Here is an 18711-nt window from a genome sequence, read left to right on the forward strand (position 1 = left end):
TTCATACCGTTATCGGTGCGAAAGACCCGTTCCAGAGCCAATGGTGCCGCGCCACCTCAAAACATGAGCAACAGAGATGTTAACAAGGATGTCAGAAAGGCATCACCGCACGTTCCAGTCGAGACCGGAGCGTGCGGGATGATCAGGCGTCGCGCAGCGCTTCGCGCCAGGCGTGGTGTTGCGGTTCTTGCCAGATGCGCGCATGCAGGCGCGCCATGCCGTCAGGGTCGTTGAGCAGACGCCAGCGGGTCGCTTCGACCTTGCCTTCAGGCCCGGCACTGAGGATTTCATCGATACGCTCATCGCGCAGTGCTTCGGCGGCCGGAACCACCTTGGCATGACGGGCACGGGCCATCGCGCAGACCAGGGCGTTGTACAGCGGGTCGACCACGGCACGCAGGAAGCCCTTGCGCAGTGCTCGCGAGCTGTTCAGTCGCTCGTACTCGGAGGTGTTGCTCAGTTCCACCGGCACCTTGTACTCCTCCGGAATCAGGAACAACTTGCTGCGCCGTGCGGCCAACCCCGGCGCGGTACGACTGGTCAGCACCGAAACCGCCGGAGAAAGCACCAGCGACACCACGATAGGGGCCAACCACCAGAGGAAGTCCGGATTGAGCCAGGCCACCAATGCAGTCCAGCTGATACCGATCAGCACCTGGGAGCCATGACGGCGGAACGCCTCGCTCCAGGGTGTGGAATCATCCACGCGCTGCGGCGAATTCCACTGCACCGACCAACCGAGGAACGCTGCGGTGACGAACAAGCTGTGGAACAGCATGCGCACTGGCGCCAGCAGTACCGAGCAGGACGCTTCCAGGAGCATCGACAACAGCACCCGCATGCGGCCGCCGTAGGCTTCGGCGCCCTTGATCCAGATCAGCAGCACGCTCAGCAGCTTGGGCAGGAACAGCAGGGTCATGGTGGCGGAGAACAGCGCAACGGCCTCCTCCGGTTGCCAGCGTGGCCACAGGGGATAGAGCTGATTGGGCTGCAGGAAATACTCCGGCACCATCAGCGTATGGATCGCCAGCAGGCAGGTCGACAACACCAGAAACAGCAGCCACAACGGTGCGGACAGGTAGGACATGACGCCAGTGAGGAACACCACGCGATGCACCGCGTGCATGCCACGCACCAGGAACAGACGGAAGTTCATCAGGTTGCCATGGCACCAACGGCGGTCGCGCTTGAGCTCGTCGAGCAGGTTCGGCGGCAACTCTTCATAGCTGCCCGGCAGGTCATAGGCGATCCACACACCCCAGCCGGCGCGACGCATCAACGCGGCCTCGACGAAGTCGTGGGACAGGATTGCACCCGCGAAGGATCCCGTTCCAGGCAAAGGCGCCAGGGCGCAGTGCTCGATGAAGGGTTTGACGCGGATGATCGCGTTATGGCCCCAGTAGTGCGACTCACCCAGCTGCCAGAAGTTGAGACCAGCGGTGAACAGTGGCCCGTAGACGCTGGTAGCGAACTGCTGCAGACGTGCGTACAGGGTGTCCATGCCCGAGGCTTTGGGCGCGGTCTGGATGATACCGGCGCCTGGGTTGGCCTCCATCAGACGCACCAGACGGGTCAGGCATTCACCGCTCATCACGCTGTCGGCATCGAGCACCACCATGTAACGGTAATTGCTGCCCCAACGACGGCAGAAGTCGTCGATGTTGCCGCTCTTGCGCTTCACCCGACGGCGACGCCGACGGTAGAAGATGTGACCAAAGCCCTCCACCTCGCGGCACAGCTCCATCCAGGCCTGCTGCTCGGCCACGCAGATATCAGGGTCGTTACTGTCGCTGAGGACGAAGAAATCGAAATGCTCGAGTTGCCCGGTGGCCTTGAGCGACTCGAAGGTCGCCCGCAGGCCGGCGAACACACGTGGCACGTGCTCGTTGGCGATCGGCATGACCAGCGCGGTACGCGCCCGCGGCGAGATCGGCTCGTCACCGCAGCTACTGGCGGAAATGCTGTAGCGATCGTGTCCCTTGAGCAATTGGAAGAAGCCCATCAGCGCCGTCCAGAAGCCCATCGACACCCAGCAGAACAGCAGTGCGAACAACGCCAGGATGCTGGTCTGCACCACATAAGGCAGGATCTGCCGCGCCGACTCGCGCAACGGCTGTTCGAACACCAGGCCCAGGTCGACCAGCGACCAGCCCTGGTAGGGCAGCACGGACTTCATGTACCAGGTGGCGACCACGGTCTGCGTGATCATCAAGACCAGCAGCGCGGCACGGCGTACCGCTGCAACATGGCGCCAGCGCTCTTCGGCGAAATCTTCGCTCTCGCGGGTACGTGGCCGCGGCGCCGGCTTCTCACCTTTCAGACGCTGCCAGCCGCGCTGCAAAATGTTGATCTGCCACGGCTCGGGCACCATACGCGTGCGCTTGATCGGCGGTGTCGAATCGATGGTGGGCCGCCCCTGGTGATCCTGCACGATGCGGCAGCCGCGCTCGATGGCGTCGGGCCAACCCAGTGCCAGTCGAGCTGGCACCGAGTCGAGCATTTCACGGGTTTCTTCAAGAGGTTCAGCTGCTTTGTGCTCCGGTTCCTGCAGAGCCCTGTGCAACGTGGCGAGATCCCCGCCCTCCTCTTCCAGACGATGAGCCAACGCCTGTTGCCGCTCCTGATCGAGCGGCAACTCATCGAGATAATCCTGAATCGGTGTAGCGTCGTGGGAGTTATTCATGGGAGGGCAGCTGATAGCTCCAGGTTTCCGACAGGGGCTTGCCGTCCTCGACCAGGGCGGCACGCATCTCCACGGGTTGTGCCGGGTTCTTGACCTTGACACGCAACATCAGACGCCAGCCTTTGCTCACCGGGTTGTAGCGCAGGTTGTCCTCCAGCAGCTCACCGTTACCATCGACACTCACTTGCACGGTCGGTGCCGCGTCGGGTGAACGCTTGGCCAGCTCGGCACCGACGAAGTCGATCACCAGCGCGGTGCTGCCATCGGCCTGGCGGATCAGGTTGGCCTGCTTGATATCCCCTTCGGACAAGCGGGTCTGGCTGACCATCGCCAGTTGCGGATCGTGCAGTTTGGCGTCGTCACGACTGAAGTGTAGGCGATAGGCCACATCCAGCGACTCCCCTTGCGCCGGCAGCTTCTCCGGACGCCACAGGGCGACGATGTTGTCGTTGGTTTCGTCCGGCGTGGGGATCTCCACCAGCTCGACATGACCGGTGCCCCAGTCACCGACAGTTTCCACCCAACCGCTCGGCCGCAGCTCGTAGCGGTCATCGAGATCCTGGTACTGATTGAAATCGCGGCCACGCTGCATCAAACCGAAACCACGTGGGTTGTCGATGCGATAGCTGCTGACGTTGAGACGTTGCGGGTTGTTCAACGGGCGCCAGATCCACTCACCATTGCCAGCATGGATGGCCAGGCCATCGGAGTCGTGCAGTTGCGGGCGATAGTTCGGGCGCGGCCAGGGTTGGTTGGCGCCGAACAGGTACATGCTGGTCAGCGGTGCGATGCCGAGCTTCTCGACGTTCTCACGCAGGTACACCTTCGATTGCACGTCGAGCACGCTGTCGCGACCGGGTTTGATCTCCATGCGATAGGCACCGGTGGCGCGCGGTGAATCGAGCAGCGCGTAGATCACCAGGCTGCGGCGATCGGGCTGCGGCTTCTCGATCCAGAATTCGCTGAAACGCGGAAACTCCTCCCCCGACGGCAACGCCGTGTCGATCGCCAGGCCACGGGCGGAGAGACCGAACACCTGCCCCTTGCCAACGATACGGAAGTAGCTGGCGCCGAGCACGCTCATCACTTCGTCATGCCTGCCGTTGGCATTGATCTCATTGATCACCTTGAAACCGGCAAAGCCCAGATCCTTAAGATCATCCGGATTCAGGTTGAGATCGCCGAAGTCGAACATCGACGGGTCGTACTTGATCTCATGGGTACCTTCGGCGGTCACCTCGTTGATCTTAACCGGTACGTCGAAATGCATGCCCTGGTGGAAGAAGTACAGCTGGAACGGCGTCTTGCCGTCACGCCAGTGCGCCTTTTCCTCAAGGAAGCGAACCTTCTGGTAACCGGCGAACGGCAGCTCACGCAGCGAAGCCGGCAAACGGCTTTGCGGAGCCTGGTAGCCTTCAGCGGCAAGCGCCTTGGCCTTGACCGCCACGTCATCCAGATCGAAGGCCCAGCTCTGGGCAGCGAACAGCAGAGGGAGCACACAGAAGGCCAGCTTGCCGGCCTTGCCCATACGGGCTCCAGAACAACGACTCATCGACACACAGCCTCCAGGGCAACACGTATTGACGTGCAGCAGCCACCCCACGGGTAGCCGCTACACGGAATTCAAATCAGGCGAATGATGCAACGACAACGCGAGCGCAATGCAGACAGCCAACCGAGCGGAGACGTCCCCGCATGCGCGGATTCTTTCTGCGCATTATTACCAGATCGTGAAGTCCGGCAAAGGTACCCGCGCGAGTATATTTTCGCCTCCTAGAGCCACCCCTTCATTGGCGTGACAGCAATTCAAAACGTGCTTCCTGCACGGTCTCCGAATCCAGCCCTAGCTGAACGCGGAAGGCACCTGGCTCGCTGACCTGCTGCAGGCTAGCGTTATAGAAACGCAGCATGCTTTCATCGATCTCGAAATGCAGTTCGCGAGCTTCACCAGACTCAAGCTTGACCCTGCGAAAATCCTTGAGTTCCTTCACCGGACGGATCACCGAAGCGGCATCGTCGTGCAGATACAGCTGCACCACGGTGGCGCCGGCTCGCGGCCCGGCATTCTTGAGCGTAACGCTGACGCGAATTTTATCCTCTGGCCCCATGCGCTCGGCGGACAGCGTTGGGGCCGACAAGCGGAAATCGCTGTAACTCAAACCATAGCCGAATGGATACAGCGGGCCATTGGGTTCCTCGAAATACTGGGAAGTGTAGTTGCCCGGTGTCCCTGGCGTGTACGGGCGCCCCACACGCAGATGATTGTAGTAGGTCGGAATCTGCCCGACCGAACGCGGGAAGGTGATCGGCAGCTTGCCAGAGGGGTTGTGCTCGCCGAACAGCACATCGGCGATGGCGTGGCCGCCCTCGATGCCGCTGTACCAGGTTTCCAGCATGGCGTCGGCGTTTTCCTTCTCCCAGCTCAGCGCCAGCGGCCGCCCGTTCATCAACACCAGTACCAGCGGTTTTCCGGTAGCCTTGAGCGCACGCAGCAGAGCCTGCTGGCTGTCAGGCAGATCCAGACGGGTACGGCTGGACGACTCATGCGACATGCCACGCGCCTCGCCGACGGCAGCGACGATGACGTCAGCCTGCGCCGCGACGCGCACGGCCTCCTCCAGCATGGCTTGCGGTGTGCGCTTGTCCAGCACGACTTCCGGGCGATCCCAGTTGAGTTGGTTCAGATAATTGATCACATGGGCGTCGTCAGTGACGTTCGCGCCCACGGCGTAGAGCAGCTTGCCGTGGCTCTTGAGTGCCGCCTCCATGCCTTTGCGTAGCGTCACCGCCTGCTCGGCCACACCGACGGCGGACCAACTGCCGAGCATGTCCACGGGAGAATCAGCCAGCGGCCCAATCAGAGCAACGGTGGTCTTCTTGCTCAGCGGCAGGGTGTCGCCATGGTTTTCCAGCAGCACCAGCGAATCACGCGCCATGGCCCGCGCATCGGCGCGGTGCAAGCGACTCTCGGCATTCACATCGGCAGGATCGTCTTCGGCGCGACCGATACGGCGGAACGGATCATGGAACAGACCCAGGTCGTACTTGGTATTGAGCACGTGAGTGACCGCCTCATCCAGTACGCCCTGCGGCACCGTGCCGCTACGTACCAGAGCCGGCAGTTCCTGATCGTAAAGCGTGTCAGCCATACTCATGCCAACACCTGCAGTAATCGCCAGACGCGCAGCTTCACGGCCATCAGCGGCCACGCCATGACGCATCAACTCGGTGATCGCACCATGGTCACTCAGCGCCACACCCTTGAAGCCCCAATCGCGACGCAGCAGGTCGCGCAACAACCAGGTATTGGCCGAGGCCGGCACACCATTGATCGCATTCAGCGCCACCATCACCCCACCGGCACCGGCATCGATGGCCGCTCGGTACGGCGGCAGGTAGTCCTGGTACATGCGCATCGGGCTCATGTCGACCACGTTGTAGTCGCGCCCGCCCTCAACTGCGCCATACAGGGCGAAGTGCTTGACGCTGGCCATGATCCGCTGCGGATCACTGGGATCCTTACCCTGAAAGCCATGCACCATGGCCGTGGCGATACGAGAGACCAAGTAGGGATCTTCGCCAAAACCTTCGGAAGTGCGTCCCCAGCGCGGATCACGGGAGATGTCCACGGTCGGCGCGAAGGTCATGTCCAGGCCGTCGGCGCTGGCTTCGAAAGCCGCGATCCGGGCGCTGTTCTCGATGGCTGGAATGTCCCAGCTCGATGCCAGCCCCAATCCGATGGGAAAGGTAGTGCGATGACCATGGATGATGTCGTAGGCGAAGAACACCGGGATTCCCAGGCGGCTTCGCAGGGCGGCCTCCTGCATCGGCCGGTTCTCGGGGCGTACCACCGAGTTGAAGGTGGCACCGATACGACCGGCCGCCATCTCGGCACGGATGCGCTCGCGCGGCATATCGCCGCCGATGCTGATCAGGCGCAGTTGACCGACCTTCTCCTCCAGGGTCATGCGGCTGACCAGATCGGCGATGAAGGCCGATTTGTCATCAATGGAAGGGGCGGCAACCACCAGGCTGGGGGCAACGAACAGGGAGGCAAGAGCGAACTGGCGCAGACATTTCATCGAGAGCGGCATCCGGGCTGCGGATCATTGTTTGAATGCCCGCCACGATACTCCGAGTCAGCTCGGAGCGCCGCTGCCTGGCATAAAAAAACTGGCGTGTTTTCACACTATCGCAACGGCATTGCAAACATTGACTGATGCCCACTCACGGAGCGATGGAGAGATTCAAGTTGGAATCCAGCCAAGCTAAGGGGTGCAAAGTTCACGCTACGATTCGTCGTCCAACTCCTCCAGCCTCTTCTGCAGAAACTGCCGATCCGGTATCTGTTGAGCAAGCGCCAGGGCCTGGCGGTAGGCAGCGACTGCCTGCTCGCGACGGCCCAGTCGGCGTAATAGATCGGCGCGCGCGGCGTGCGCCAGGTGATAGCCATCCAGCTCGCCGGTAGCCAGCAGACGGTCGACCTGCTCCAGCCCGACCTCCGGCCCGTCACGCATGGCCAACGCCACGGCGCGGTTGAGTTCGATCACCGGCGACGGATTCAGGCGCAGCAGTTCGTCATACAGGCCGACAATCTGCACCCAATCGGTTTCCTCCAGACTGGTCGCCTCGGCATGCACCGCAGCAATCGCCGCTTGCAGGCTGTAGGGGCCGAAACGCCTTGAGTGCAGCGCTTGCAAGACCAGAGCCTCGCCTTCGGCGATCAGCTCGCGGTTCCACAGGTCGCGATCCTGGGCTTCCAGCAAAATCACCTCGCCATCGACACCACTGCGCGCAGCACGACGTGATTCGTGCAGCAGCATCAGCGCCAGCAGCCCCTGTACTTCCGGCTCGGGCAGCAACTCCAGCAGCAAACGGCCCAGGCGAATCGCCTCGTCGGACAGCTGGCTGCGCGTCAGCGAATCACCGGAGCTGGCGAAATAGCCTTCGTTGAACACCAGATAGACCACACGCAACACCGCCTCCAGGCGCTCGGGCAGTTCACTGCGCCCCGGTACCTCGTAAGGGATGCGCGCGTCGCGAATCTTCGCCTTGGCACGCACGATGCGCTGCGCCAGGGTCGACGGGCTGGAGAGGAAGGCGCGGGCAATCTCTTCGGTGCTCAGGTCGCACACCTCACGCAGGGTCAGCGCCACCTGGGCATCGCTGGACAGCGCCGGGTGGCAGCAGGTGAAGATCAGGCGCAAACGGTCGTCCTCGAGTAGCTCACTCTCCTCGGCACCGCGCTCGTCCGGTAACTCGAGCTGATCATCGAGCGGCTGAAAGCGGCGCTGCCGACGCAGGCTGTCGATGGCACGAAAACGCCCGGCAGACACCAGCCAGGCACGCGGATTGTCCGGCAGGCCCTCGCGCGGCCAGTGCTCGACCGCACTGCGAAACGCCTCGTGCAGCGCCTCTTCGGCCAGGTCGAAATCGCCGAGCAGGCGAATCAGGGTGGAGAGCACACGGCGCGACTCTTCGCGGTACAGCCGCTCGATCAGCTCGGTGACAGGTGGCGATATCGGCATGCGCTTCTCCTGAACGAACACATACGTTGCCCAATACTGCCGATGGCGTCGAGTGGCGGCACGATCCGCCACACGATTTGGCACCCCTCGCATTGGCAGGCGTCCGGTCGCTGGGCATAGTCGCGCCATTCCAATAACGAATGGAGTCTCGCTATGCGTTGGTTGCTGCTCGGTCTGGCAGGTGCTGCGGTATTTCTCTACGGCCGGATCACTGGCGATACGCAGCTCAGCCTGCTGACCAAGGGCATCCCAGTGATCGCCTTGCTGCTCTGGCTACGCCAGGCACCAGCTGGCACCTACCGTCGCTGGATCGGTATCGGCCTGCTGTTTTCCCTGGCTGGCGACCTTCTGCTGGACTGGCCCGGCGACCTGTTCGTGTTCGGCCTCGGCGCCTTCCTGCTCGGCCATCTGGCTTACCTGCGCGCCTACCTCTCCGACAGCCGCCAACCTGCCCTGCCAGCCCTGCTGCTGGCGCTGATCGCCGGCGGTACGATGTTCGCCCTGCTGGCCAGCAGCGGCCTGGGCGAGTTACTGATCCCGGTGGCCTGCTACGCCACGGTAATCAGCCTGATGCTCTGGCGCGCCCTGGCCCGTATCGGTCACCCGGCTCTGCAGCCGCGCTCCACCTGGCTCGCCGCCGGCGGCGCCTTCCTCTTCGTGCTGTCCGACAGCCTGATCGGCATCGACCGCTTCGTCGCCAGCTTCGACGCCGCGCCCTACGCCATCATCCTTACCTACTGGCTCGGCCAGTGGGGAATCACCGCCTCAGCCTTTCAACGCACCCAGGTTTGATCGCCCCGGCGAGCAGTCGGGAAAACCCTGACTGTTCGCCCGCACTTGGCTAAAATGCCGGCCTTTTCCGCTATCCGTTGCGACCGTCGTGAGCCAAGAACCTGATCGTCTATTCGCCCAGCCTCTGCCCGAGGTGCCCGATTTCGTCTTCAACGAGGACGTGGTGCGGGTGTTTCCTGACATGATCAAGCGCTCGGTACCCGGTTACCCGACCATCGTCGAGAATATCGGCGTGCTGGCCGGCCAGTTCGCCCAACCGCAGACCACCCTGTACGACCTCGGCGCTTCGCTCGGCGCCGTGACTCAGGCCCTGCGCCGCCACGTGCGCGTCGATGGCTGCAAGGTGATCGCCGTGGACAACTCGCCGGCCATGGTCGCGCGCTGCAGCGAATACCTGCATGCCCAGGACGCCATGTTCCAGGAGCTGCTGCCGGTGGAGGTGATCGAGGCCGACATTCTCGCCCTTGAGCTGCAACCCACCTCATTGGTCACGCTCAACTTCACCCTGCAATTCATTCCGCCAGAGCGGCGCCTGGAGCTGCTAACCCGCATTCGCCAGGCTCTGCTGCCCGGTGGCGCGCTGATCCTCTCGGAGAAGCTGCGTTTCGAGGATGCGGCCGAGCACGACCTGCTCACCGAGCTGCACGTCGCCTTCAAACGCGCCAACGGCTACAGCGAACTGGAAATCGCGCAGAAGCGCAGCGCCATCGAGAAGGTGATGCTGCCCGATAGTCTCGAACAGCATCGCGAGCGCCTGCTAGACGCCGGTTTCAGCAAGGTGCTGCCCTGGTTCCAGTGCCTGAACTTCGCCTCGCTGGTGGCTCTGCCATGATGCGCGATCTGGATCTCGATGCCCTGCAGGCACAGCTGGCCGGTACCCCGCTGCAGGAATGGACGGCCGACCTGCCCGGGCAACTCGATGCCAAGCTGGCCATCGGTCACGGCGACCTCACACGCTGGTACGGCGCCGTGCAGGCGCTGCCGAACCTGCCGGTGAGCGAGGTGGAACTGGTTCAACACTTCGCCTTTGGCGGCGCCTGCGATGAGGCGAGCCGTGCGCAATTGAAGACTGCCCTGCAGGGCTTGATTCCGTGGCGCAAGGGGCCGTTCGAACTGTTCGGCGTGCACATCGACACCGAATGGCGCTCGGACTGGAAATGGCAGCGCGTCGCCCCGCACCTCGACCTGCGCGGCAAGCGCATCCTCGATGTCGGTTGCGGCAACGGCTACTACATGTGGCGCATGCTCGGCGCGGGCGCAGATAGCGTGGTCGGCATCGACCCCAACTGGCTGTTCCTCTGCCAATTCCTGGCGATGAAGCACTACCTGCCGGATCAGCCGGTCTGGCACCTGCCGCTGGCCTTCGAAGAGCTGCCAGCCAAACTGCAGGGCTTCGACACAGTGTTCTCCATGGGCGTGCTGTACCACCGTCGCTCGCCCATCGACCATCTGCTCGATCTGAAAGATGCGCTGGTCAAGGACGGTGAACTGGTGCTGGAAACCCTGGTGGTGGAAGGCGATGCCGAGCAGGTGCTGGTACCCGAGGATCGCTACGCACAGATGCGCAACGTCTGGTTCCTGCCCTCGGTGCCCGCGCTGGAGCGCTGGCTGCGCCGTGCTGGTTTCGAGGATGTGCGCTGCGTCGACGTCAGCACCACCTCGGTAGAAGAGCAACGCGCCACCGAGTGGATGCGCTTCCAGTCGCTGCCAGAATTCCTCGATCCGGCCGACCACAGCCGCACCATCGAGGGTCTTCCGGCACCGACACGCGCCGTGCTGGTAGCGCGCAAGCCCTAGGTACAGTAAGTCTCGTAGGGCGGGACAACCCCGCCAGACTGCAATTGGCGGGTTGCACCCACCCTACGGCCGCAGCCAACGCGCCCGCCGCTGAGCGATCAGCCGCAACGGCTCAGCGGCGCCCTGCTCCACCACGCCACGGGCGCTGCCCAGGCGAATCTGCCCCTGTACATCCTGCACCAGCAGGCGGCGCATGCGCCGACGCCAGAACCAGGCGCCAACCCAGTCGACGATGGCGCACTGCAGATCCAGCGGCCACATGGCCGGCATGTAGAACTCGGGCATGGCCGAAGGCGACTTGTCGTGCTTGCTCGAACTGTTCATGGCACTTCCTCCGTTTCGCTGCCGGCTTTGGCCGGGCTTGCGATCAGAATGAAACGCGCCTATCGTTCAAACAAACGATAAATATCAAACCTAAAGTTAAGTAATATTTAACGATTATGAACGCGACAACCCCCACCGCGCTGCCGCTTCTGGAAAGCGATGTGCTGCGTACCTTCGTCGCCATCGCCGACAGCGGCAGCTTCACCCGCACTGCGGCGCAAGTATTTCGCAGCACGGCGGCCGTCAGCCTGCAGATCAAGCGTCTGGAGGAAACCCTTGGCCAGCGCCTGTTCACTCGCGAGGCCAGGCGCGTGCAACTGACTGCCGAGGGCGAGTTGCTGCTGGGCTACGCCAGGCGCCTGCTCAAACTCAACGAGGAGGCTGTGGCACGCTTTCTCACCCCAACGCTGACCGGCCGCGTGCGCTTCGGCACACCGAACGATATCGGCGACCGCGTGTTACCCAGTGTGCTCATGCTGTTCGCCCGCAGCCATCCAGCCGTGGAGGTCGAGGTAAACGTGGGGCGCAGTGTGGATCTGGTGGCCAAGCTGGATGCCGGCGAACTGGATCTGACCCTGATCAACGCCGGCAACGACGGCCTGGATGACTCGCGCGGCGAAGTGATCTATTCCGAAGAGCTGGTCTGGGCCGGACGCGATGGCGGCCTGGCCATGCAACGCTCGCCCTTGCCACTGGCGCTGGCCAACCCCGGCTGCGCCTGGCGCAGGACTGCAATCGATGCACTGGATCGGCAGGGACTCGCGTATCGCATCGCCTATTCGTGCGAGCAGTGCGCCGGCCAGGAAGCGGCGATGACCGCCGATCTGGCCATCGCGCCATTCCCGCGCAGCCTGGTCAAGCCGCCGCTACGCCGACTCGGCGCAGAACAAGGCTTGCCCGCCCTTGGCGAGTACCACATCAAGCTGATTCTCGGCCATCAACGCAACGACGCCGTCGAGGCGCTCGCCAAGCAGATGGTTCAGGCGTTCGCGCAGAGCTGAGTAGGGTGCGCCATGCGCACCGGGAATATCGCAGTGCCTGCCTGGTGCGCACGGCGCACCCTACGAGAGGCCGTTCGCTCGATCGTTGGCCGGATGATCCAGCTCCCGCCTATCGCTAGAGGGTTCAGACGCTCACGCAAAGCTGTGTAGGGTGCGCCGTGCACACCGGGAATATCGCAGTGCCTGCCTGGTGCGCACAGCGCACCCTACGAGCAGCCGCCCGGCCGGCAGTTAGCCTGCGCGCCTATGCTTAGCCGCGATTGGCAGCCGCGACGATCAGCGCCTTCATCTCGGCGACGGCCTGTTTGAAGCCGACGAACAACGCATGGGCGACGATGGCGTGGCCGATGTTCAGTTCGTTGATACCGGGAATCGCCGCCACGGCTTCGGCGTTGTGGTAGTGCAGGCCATGACCGGCATTGACGATCAATCCGTGGTTCAGACCGCAGATGACGCCATCACGAATGCGCGAAAGCTCATGCGCAGCTTCTTCCGCGGTGTGAGCATCAGCGTAGCGGCCAGTGTGCAGTTCAATAGCCGGAGCACCGACGCGCATGGCTGCTTCGATCTGCCGCTCTTCGGCATCGATGAACAGCGACACCTCGCAACCTGCCAGCGTCAGACGCTCCACCGCCGCGGCAATGCGTGCCTCCTGGCCGGCCACATCGAGGCCACCTTCGGTGGTCAGCTCCTGGCGGGTTTCCGGTACCAGGCAGACATGCGCCGGGCGGATTTGCTCGGCGAAACCGAGCATGAAATCGGTGACGCCCATCTCGAAGTTCATCCGCGTCTGCAGCACGTCGGCCAATACGCGCACGTCGCGATCCTGGATATGTCGGCGGTCTTCACGCAGGTGCACGGTGATACCGTCGGCGCCAGCCTCTTCGGCGTCCAGCGCGGCCTTGACCGGATCCGGATAGCGCGTGCCGCGTGCCTGGCGCAGGGTGGCGACGTGGTCGATGTTCACGCCGAGCAGAATACAATTGGCCTCAGTCACGCTTGGACTCCTTGAGCGTCATGAAAAGTTCGCGGCTGACCAGTGGCCTACCGCCGAGATGGGGTGCCAGCGCCTGGCGCATCAGGCGCTTGGCGGCAGCCAGCGCGCCCGGCGTATGCCAGTCGGCTTCGGCCATCGCCAGCAGTTCGCGGCCCTGGAATACGCCGGGCTGCAGTTGTACCACTGGCACCAGGCCGATGTCCTGTTGCCAGCGATACAGGGCCGCCGGATCGATGGGTTGGTCGTGCTGATCACGATCCAAGGCGAAACCATAGCCCAGCTCGTCCAGCAGGCGCCATTCGAATGCACGCAGCAAGGGTTCCAACGGCCGGCCGGCCGCCAGTGCCTGCAAGGTGAGGCCATAGTGTTCGAGCATCACGGGGTGCGGATCTTCGGCCGGCAGCAGGCGAATCAGCAATTCGTTGAGGTAGAGACCGGAAAACAGCGCCTCGCCGGTCAGCAACAACGGGATGCCGGCGCTTTCCAGACGACCAACGGTCTTCAGCTCACCACGCCCGCGCAGCTCCAGTTCCAGCGGCGCGAAAGGCCGGGCAATGCTGCCGACCTTGCCACGCGCGGCACGCAGCACCGCGCGCACACGCCCCTGGGTGGTGAAGAAATCCACCAGCGCGCTGCTTTCCTTGTAGGGACGGCTGTGCAGGACGTAGGCGGTGGGAATCATGAGAAGAGCACCGCCTGGAGATGGCTAGGAAAAGGTGCGCAATCAGCGCACCTTACAGATCCAGATAGCCCAGAGAACGCAAGGCTCGCTCGTCATCGGACCAGCCGCCTTTGACCTTGACCCAGAGGTTGAGCATCACCTTGGAATCGAACATGGTTTCCATGTCCTTGCGCGCGTCCTGGCCGATGCGTTTGATGCGCTCCCCCTTGTCGCCAATGATGATCTTCTTCTGCCCGTCGCGCTCCACCAGAATCAGGCCGTGGATATGCAGGATGCGACCTTCCTGCTTGAACTCCTCGATCTCCACGGTGATCTGGTACGGCAGCTCGGCACCGAGCTGGCGCATGATCTTCTCGCGAATCAGCTCGGCCGCCAGGAAGCGACTAGAGCGGTCGGTGATCTGGTCTTCCGGGTAGAAATGCTCGGACTCCGGCAGGCGCTCGCCCACCAGCTTCTCCAGGGTGTCGAGGTTCTGCCCCTGCAGCGCGGAGATCGGTACGATCTCGGCCTGCGGCAACTGCTCGGCCAGCCAGTTCAGGTGCGGCAGCAGCTCGCTCTTGTCTTCCAGGCGGTCGGCCTTGTTGACCGCCAGCAGGATCGGGCATTTGACGTGCTGCACCTTCTCCAGAACCAGCTGATCCTCATCGGTCCAGCGCATGCGATCGACCACGAACACCACGACATCGACGTCCTTCAGCGCTGTGCTGGCACTGCGGTTCATGTAGCGATTGAGTGCCTTCTCGTTGTTCTTGTGCAGCCCCGGGGTATCGACATAGACAGCCTGGATCTCGCCCTCGGTCTTGATCCCGAGCATGTTGTGGCGGGTGGTCTGCGGCTTGCGCGAGGTGATCGCCAGCTTCTGCCCGAGGATGTGGTTGAGCAGCGTCGACTTGCCCACATTGGGGCGGCCGACGATGGCGACATAGCCGCAGCGGGTCACAGGTGCATCAGTCATTGCCATTCTCCACCCCGAGGGCGATCAGCGCCGCAGCCGCGGCGACCTGCTCGGCGATACGCCGGCTGCCGCCCTGGCCCAGGGTCTTTTCATTGAGCAGGGCCACCTGGCACTCGACCATGAAGGTACGGCAGTGTGGCTCGCCCTGAATGTCCACCACCTCGTAACGAGGCAGTTCGCAGGCGCGCGACTGGAGGAACTCCTGCAGTCGCGTCTTCGGATCCTTGTTGGTGTCGACCAGGGTCAGGCCGTCGAGCTCATTGCTCAACCAGGCCAGCACACGCTCGCGTGCCGCGTCCATGCCGGTATCCAGATAAATGGCGCCGATCAGCGCTTCGAGCGCATCGGCGAGGATCGACTCACGACGGAAACCGCCGCTTTTCAGCTCGCCGGAACCCAGGCGCAGGTACTCGCCCAGTTCGAAACCACGGGCCAGAACGGCCAGGGTTTCACCTTTGACCAAGCGGGCGCGCAGGCGCGACAACTGACCTTCACGGGCCTGCGGGAAGCGCTGGAACAGCGCCTCGCCGGCGACGAAGTTGAGGATGGCATCACCGAGAAATTCCAGGCGCTCGTTATTGCGACCGGCGAAACTGCGATGGGTCAGGGCCAGGATCATCAGATCCTGATCCTTGAAGCTATATCCGAGCTGGCGCTCGAGGCGGGACAAATTGGGACTCACGGCATCCGTACACGAAATTCTTTGTCGAAATTCACCACCAGATCGAGGTTCTCGATCAGCGGCTCGCGTTTTTCATATTTGAGGTGAACCAGGAACTCGTTGTTCTCGACTTTCACCTGCAGAGCGTCGCGCATGTTCAGGTCACGAATGTTGTTGACCTGCATACCCTTGCTGACATGGGTGTAAAACTCGTTGAGGGTTCGCACGTCAGCCGCCTTGTCGGTTTCCACCGACGTGATGATCTTCTCCATGGACATATAGTCCAGGTAATGCGGCAGCACCTTGAACGCAGTACTGGCAAAGAACGCCACCACGGCCAGAACCACCAGCCAACCCAGAATGGAAAGCCCCTGCTGCGAACGCGCGAAAGTCATGTGTGTCCCCAATGAACGGTCTTGTTGGAAAGCCTGACGGCTAGACTATTTATAGCCTGCGGCGCTGCGTTGAACAGCGCGCCAGTGCTCAATGAATCAGGCCGACACGAGAGAAATTGGGCAGATTGCTGGTCTTGGGCTCCGGCCAGCTCATCCAGATGGCGAAGGCCTTGCCGACGATATGGTCGTCGGGAACCATGCCCCACAGCTCCTGAGGGATATGACGATCACGCCAGTAACGGCTGTCGTTGGAGTTGTCGCGGTTGTCACCCATCATGAAGTAGTGCCCTTGCGGCACGACCCATTCACCGCCAGGTTCGCGGCGCATGCGGGTCATTTCCTTGCGGATGGTGTGTTCCACCTGGCCCAGACGCTCTTGATAAAGCGTCGCGCTGCCCAGGCTGCCAGCTTCTTCGCCGATCAGTTTCTCGGCCACCGGCTCGCCATTGATCAACAGACGTTTGCCTTGGGTGTACTGGATCTTGTCGCCCGGCAGACCGACCACGCGCTTGATGTAGTTGATGGTGGGATCGCTGGGGTAGCGGAATACCATCACGTCACCGCGCTGCGGGTTATCCACCTCGATGACCTTGGTGTCGATCACCGGCAGGCGAATGCCGTAGGCAAACTTGTTGACCAGAATGAAGTCGCCCACTTCCAGGGTCGGCTTCATCGACCCCGAGGGAATCTGGAAGGGTTCGACCAGAAACGAACGCAGCACCAGCACGATGGCCAGCACCGGAAAGAACGACTTGCCGTATTCGACCAGCAAGGGTTCCTTGTTCAGGCGCTCCAGCACCCGGTCTTCAGGATCGTCGACCCGCCCCTGATACGCCGCAATCGCCGCACGGCGACGCGGGGCCAGCAGAATCAGATCGATCAGAGCCAGGAGGCCACAAACGGCGACGGCGATAACCAACAGGAGCGGGAAATTGATCGACATAAACCCTTAGCCATCCAACCTGAGCACAGCGAGGAAGGCTTCTTGTGGAATTTCCACGTTGCCGACCTGCTTCATGCGTTTCTTACCGGCCTTCTGCTTCTCCAGCAGTTTTTTCTTACGGCTGACGTCACCACCGTAGCACTTGGCCAATACGTTCTTGCGCAGCGCCTTGACAGTGGTACGCGCAACGATCTGGCCACCAATGGCTGCCTGAATCGCCACATCGAACATCTGCCGAGGAATCAGCTCTTTCATCTTCTCGGTCAATGCACGCCCTTTGTAGTGGGCATTGTCACGGTGCACGATCAGTGCCAGAGCATCGACCTTGTCGCCGTTGATCAGCACGTCCAGCTTGACCAGATTGGCCGACTGGTAACGGTCGAAGTGATAGTCCAGCGAAGCATAGCCACGGCTGGTCGACTTCAGACGGTCGAAGAAGTCGAGCACCACTTCGTTCATCGGCAGGTCGTAGCGAACCTGAACCTGCGAACCGAGGAATTGCATGTCGCGCTGTACGCCACGCTTCTCGATGCACAGGGTGATGACGTTACCCAGGTGCTCCTGCGGCACCAGGATGGTGGCCTGCACGATCGGCTCGCGGAAATCCTCGACCGAGGAGACATCCGGCAGTTTCGACGGGTTGTCCACGTAAATGGTTTCACCGGTCTTGAGCACGACCTCGAAGATTACGCTTGGCGCCGTGGTGATCAGATCCAGGTCGTACTCACGCTCCAGGCGCTCCTGGATGATCTCCATGTGCAGCATGCCGAGGAAGCCGCAACGGAAGCCGAAGCCCAGGGCGTCGGAGCTTTCCGGCAGATATTGCAGCGACGAATCGTTGAGGGTCAGCTTCTGCAGGGCATCGCGGAAATCTTCGAAATCATCGGAGCTGACCGGGAACAGGCCCGCGTAGACCTGCGGCTGGATCTTCTTGAAGCCTGGCAGCACTTCGACGTCTGGAGTCGAGCTGAGGGTCAGGGTATCGCCCACCGGCGCACCGTGAATGTCCTTGATGCTGGCGATGATGAAGCCCACTTCGCCGGCTTTCAGATCAGCCGTGGCGGTGTGCTTGGGGTTGAACACACCCACGCTGTCGACCAGGTGCACCTTGCCAGTGGACTTGACCAGAATCTTGTCGCCCTTCTTCACCCGGCCGTGACGTACACGCACCAAGGAAACGACGCCCAGGTAGTTGTCGAACCAGGAGTCGATGATCAGCGCCTGCAGCGGCGCATCAATCTCGCCAGTCGGTGCCGGGATGGTCTGCACCAGGCGCTCGAGCACCTCGTCGACGCCCATGCCGCTCTTGGCACTGCAAGCCACGGCCTCGGAGGCATCGATACCGATGATCTTCTCGATCTCGTCCTTGACCCGATCCGGATCGGCCTGGGGCAGATCCATCTTGTTCAGCACGGGCATCACTTCCAGGCCCTGCTCGATGGCGGTGTAGCAGTTGGCGACCGACTGCGCCTCGACCCCCTGACCGGCATCGACCACCAACAGCGCACCTTCACAGGCCGCCAGCGAGCGGCTGACCTCGTAAGTGAAGTCGACGTGACCGGGGGTATCGATGAAGTTCAGCTGATAGGTGATGCCGTCCTGCGCCTTGTAATAGAGCGTAACGCTGTGGGCCTTGATCGTGATGCCACGCTCACGTTCCAGATCCATGGAGTCCAGTACCTGAGCCTCCATCTCGCGCGCGGTCAAGCCGCCGCATATCTGGATGAAACGGTCAGCCAAGGTGGACTTGCCGTGGTCAATGTGGGCAATGATGGAAAAATTGCGGATATGACTCAGGTCACTCACAGATCAACACTCGAAGAAGGCACAGGCAAGACGCTTGCCGAAAATAGCCGCGGATTGTACCTGAACCCTGATAGCCGCGTCACGTCTGGCACCCGGACTGACAGATACGCAAAAGGGCGCCCGAAAGCGCCCTTTTTCCGTCGTATA

Annotated in this window: 16 protein-coding genes; 4 read left to right on the top strand and 12 right to left on the bottom strand. The window is 62.3% G+C overall.

The genetic code is table 11. The features are described from left to right. Positions 1-142 precede the first annotated feature (142 nt). The 4 genes from mdoH to HS968_RS18340 form a co-directional block, all read right to left on the bottom strand. The gene (gene mdoH, locus HS968_RS18325; protein WP_182367964.1) at positions 143-2683 is read right to left on the bottom strand and encodes a glucans biosynthesis glucosyltransferase MdoH; all 2541 of its coding nucleotides are present in this window, start codon (positions 2681-2683) and stop codon (positions 143-145) included. Next, positions 2676-4211 carry a glucan biosynthesis protein G gene (locus HS968_RS18330; protein WP_179625238.1) on the bottom strand — a complete coding sequence of 512 codons (1536 nt, stop codon included), beginning with the start codon at positions 4209-4211 and terminating at the stop codon, positions 2676-2678. Before HS968_RS18330 ends, mdoH begins: the two co-directional genes overlap by 8 nt. A 259-nt stretch (positions 4212-4470) precedes the next feature. Continuing rightward, on the bottom strand, positions 4471-6765 hold the full coding sequence (gene bglX / locus HS968_RS18335) for a beta-glucosidase BglX (protein ID WP_182367966.1): 2295 nt from the start codon (positions 6763-6765) through the stop codon (positions 4471-4473). 207 nt (positions 6766-6972) lie between these two features. Beyond that, positions 6973-8211, bottom strand: a complete 1239-nt coding sequence (locus tag HS968_RS18340; protein ID WP_182367969.1) for an RNA polymerase sigma factor — start codon at positions 8209-8211, stop codon at positions 6973-6975. Between the two features lie 153 nt (positions 8212-8364). Between HS968_RS18340 and HS968_RS18345 the strand changes: the two genes are divergently transcribed. The 3 genes from HS968_RS18345 (at position 8365) to cmoB (ending at position 10800) form a co-directional block, all read left to right on the top strand. Further along, complete coding sequence (locus HS968_RS18345) at positions 8365-9003, top strand: lysoplasmalogenase (RefSeq protein WP_182367972.1); 639 nt, start codon at positions 8365-8367, stop codon at positions 9001-9003. Positions 9004-9091: 88 nt separating this feature from the next. Further along, positions 9092-9835 (top strand): carboxy-S-adenosyl-L-methionine synthase CmoA, encoded by a 744-nt coding sequence (gene cmoA / locus HS968_RS18350; protein WP_182367974.1) that lies wholly within the window; start codon positions 9092-9094, stop codon positions 9833-9835. Next, the gene (cmoB, locus tag HS968_RS18355; RefSeq protein WP_182367977.1) at positions 9832-10800 is read left to right on the top strand and encodes a tRNA 5-methoxyuridine(34)/uridine 5-oxyacetic acid(34) synthase CmoB; all 969 of its coding nucleotides are present in this window, start codon (positions 9832-9834) and stop codon (positions 10798-10800) included. Before cmoA ends, cmoB begins: the two co-directional genes overlap by 4 nt. Before the next feature lie 63 nt (positions 10801-10863). On the opposite strand, the gene HS968_RS18360 is transcribed toward cmoB, so the two are convergent. After that, entirely contained in the window at positions 10864-11124 is a 261-nt protein-coding gene (locus tag HS968_RS18360) for a hypothetical protein (protein WP_182367980.1), read from the bottom strand. Positions 11125-11240: 116 nt separating this feature from the next. On the opposite strand from HS968_RS18360, the gene HS968_RS18365 reads away from it, so the two are divergent. Further along, positions 11241-12125: a LysR substrate-binding domain-containing protein gene (locus tag HS968_RS18365; RefSeq protein WP_182367983.1), complete on the top strand. Its 885-nt coding sequence runs from the start codon at positions 11241-11243 to the stop codon at positions 12123-12125. Positions 12126-12375: 250 nt separating this feature from the next. Here the strand turns inward: HS968_RS18365 and pdxJ are convergent, their stop codons facing one another. From pdxJ to lepA, 7 genes are all read right to left on the bottom strand, one after another. Continuing rightward, entirely contained in the window at positions 12376-13122 is a 747-nt protein-coding gene (gene pdxJ / locus HS968_RS18370) for a pyridoxine 5'-phosphate synthase (protein WP_182367986.1), read from the bottom strand. Next, positions 13115-13804: a DNA repair protein RecO gene (gene recO, locus HS968_RS18375; protein ID WP_182367990.1), complete on the bottom strand. Its 690-nt coding sequence runs from the start codon at positions 13802-13804 to the stop codon at positions 13115-13117. Before recO ends, pdxJ begins: the two co-directional genes overlap by 8 nt. Positions 13805-13856: 52 nt before the next feature. Continuing rightward, entirely contained in the window at positions 13857-14759 is a 903-nt protein-coding gene (gene era, locus HS968_RS18380; protein ID WP_179622177.1) for a GTPase Era, read from the bottom strand. Next, a complete protein-coding gene (gene rnc / locus HS968_RS18385) occupies positions 14752-15441 on the bottom strand; it encodes a ribonuclease III (protein WP_106736590.1) in 690 nt (229 codons plus the stop codon). Before rnc ends, era begins: the two co-directional genes overlap by 8 nt. Further along, entirely contained in the window at positions 15438-15815 is a 378-nt protein-coding gene (locus HS968_RS18390) for a DUF4845 domain-containing protein (RefSeq protein ID WP_106736591.1), read from the bottom strand. The genes rnc and HS968_RS18390 overlap by 4 nt, the downstream gene beginning before the upstream one ends. Positions 15816-15903: 88 nt before the next feature. Then, positions 15904-16758 (bottom strand): signal peptidase I, encoded by an 855-nt coding sequence (gene lepB / locus HS968_RS18395; RefSeq protein ID WP_179622178.1) that lies wholly within the window; start codon positions 16756-16758, stop codon positions 15904-15906. A gap of 6 nt (positions 16759-16764) precedes the next feature. Beyond that, positions 16765-18564, bottom strand: coding sequence for a translation elongation factor 4 (gene lepA, locus HS968_RS18400; protein ID WP_119693060.1), 1800 nt, complete (start codon positions 18562-18564; stop codon positions 16765-16767). Positions 18565-18711: the final 147 nt, after the last annotated feature.

It is taken from the genome of Pseudomonas berkeleyensis, assembly GCF_014109765.1.
Taxonomy (GTDB): Bacteria; Pseudomonadota; Gammaproteobacteria; order Pseudomonadales; family Pseudomonadaceae; genus Aquipseudomonas; species Aquipseudomonas berkeleyensis.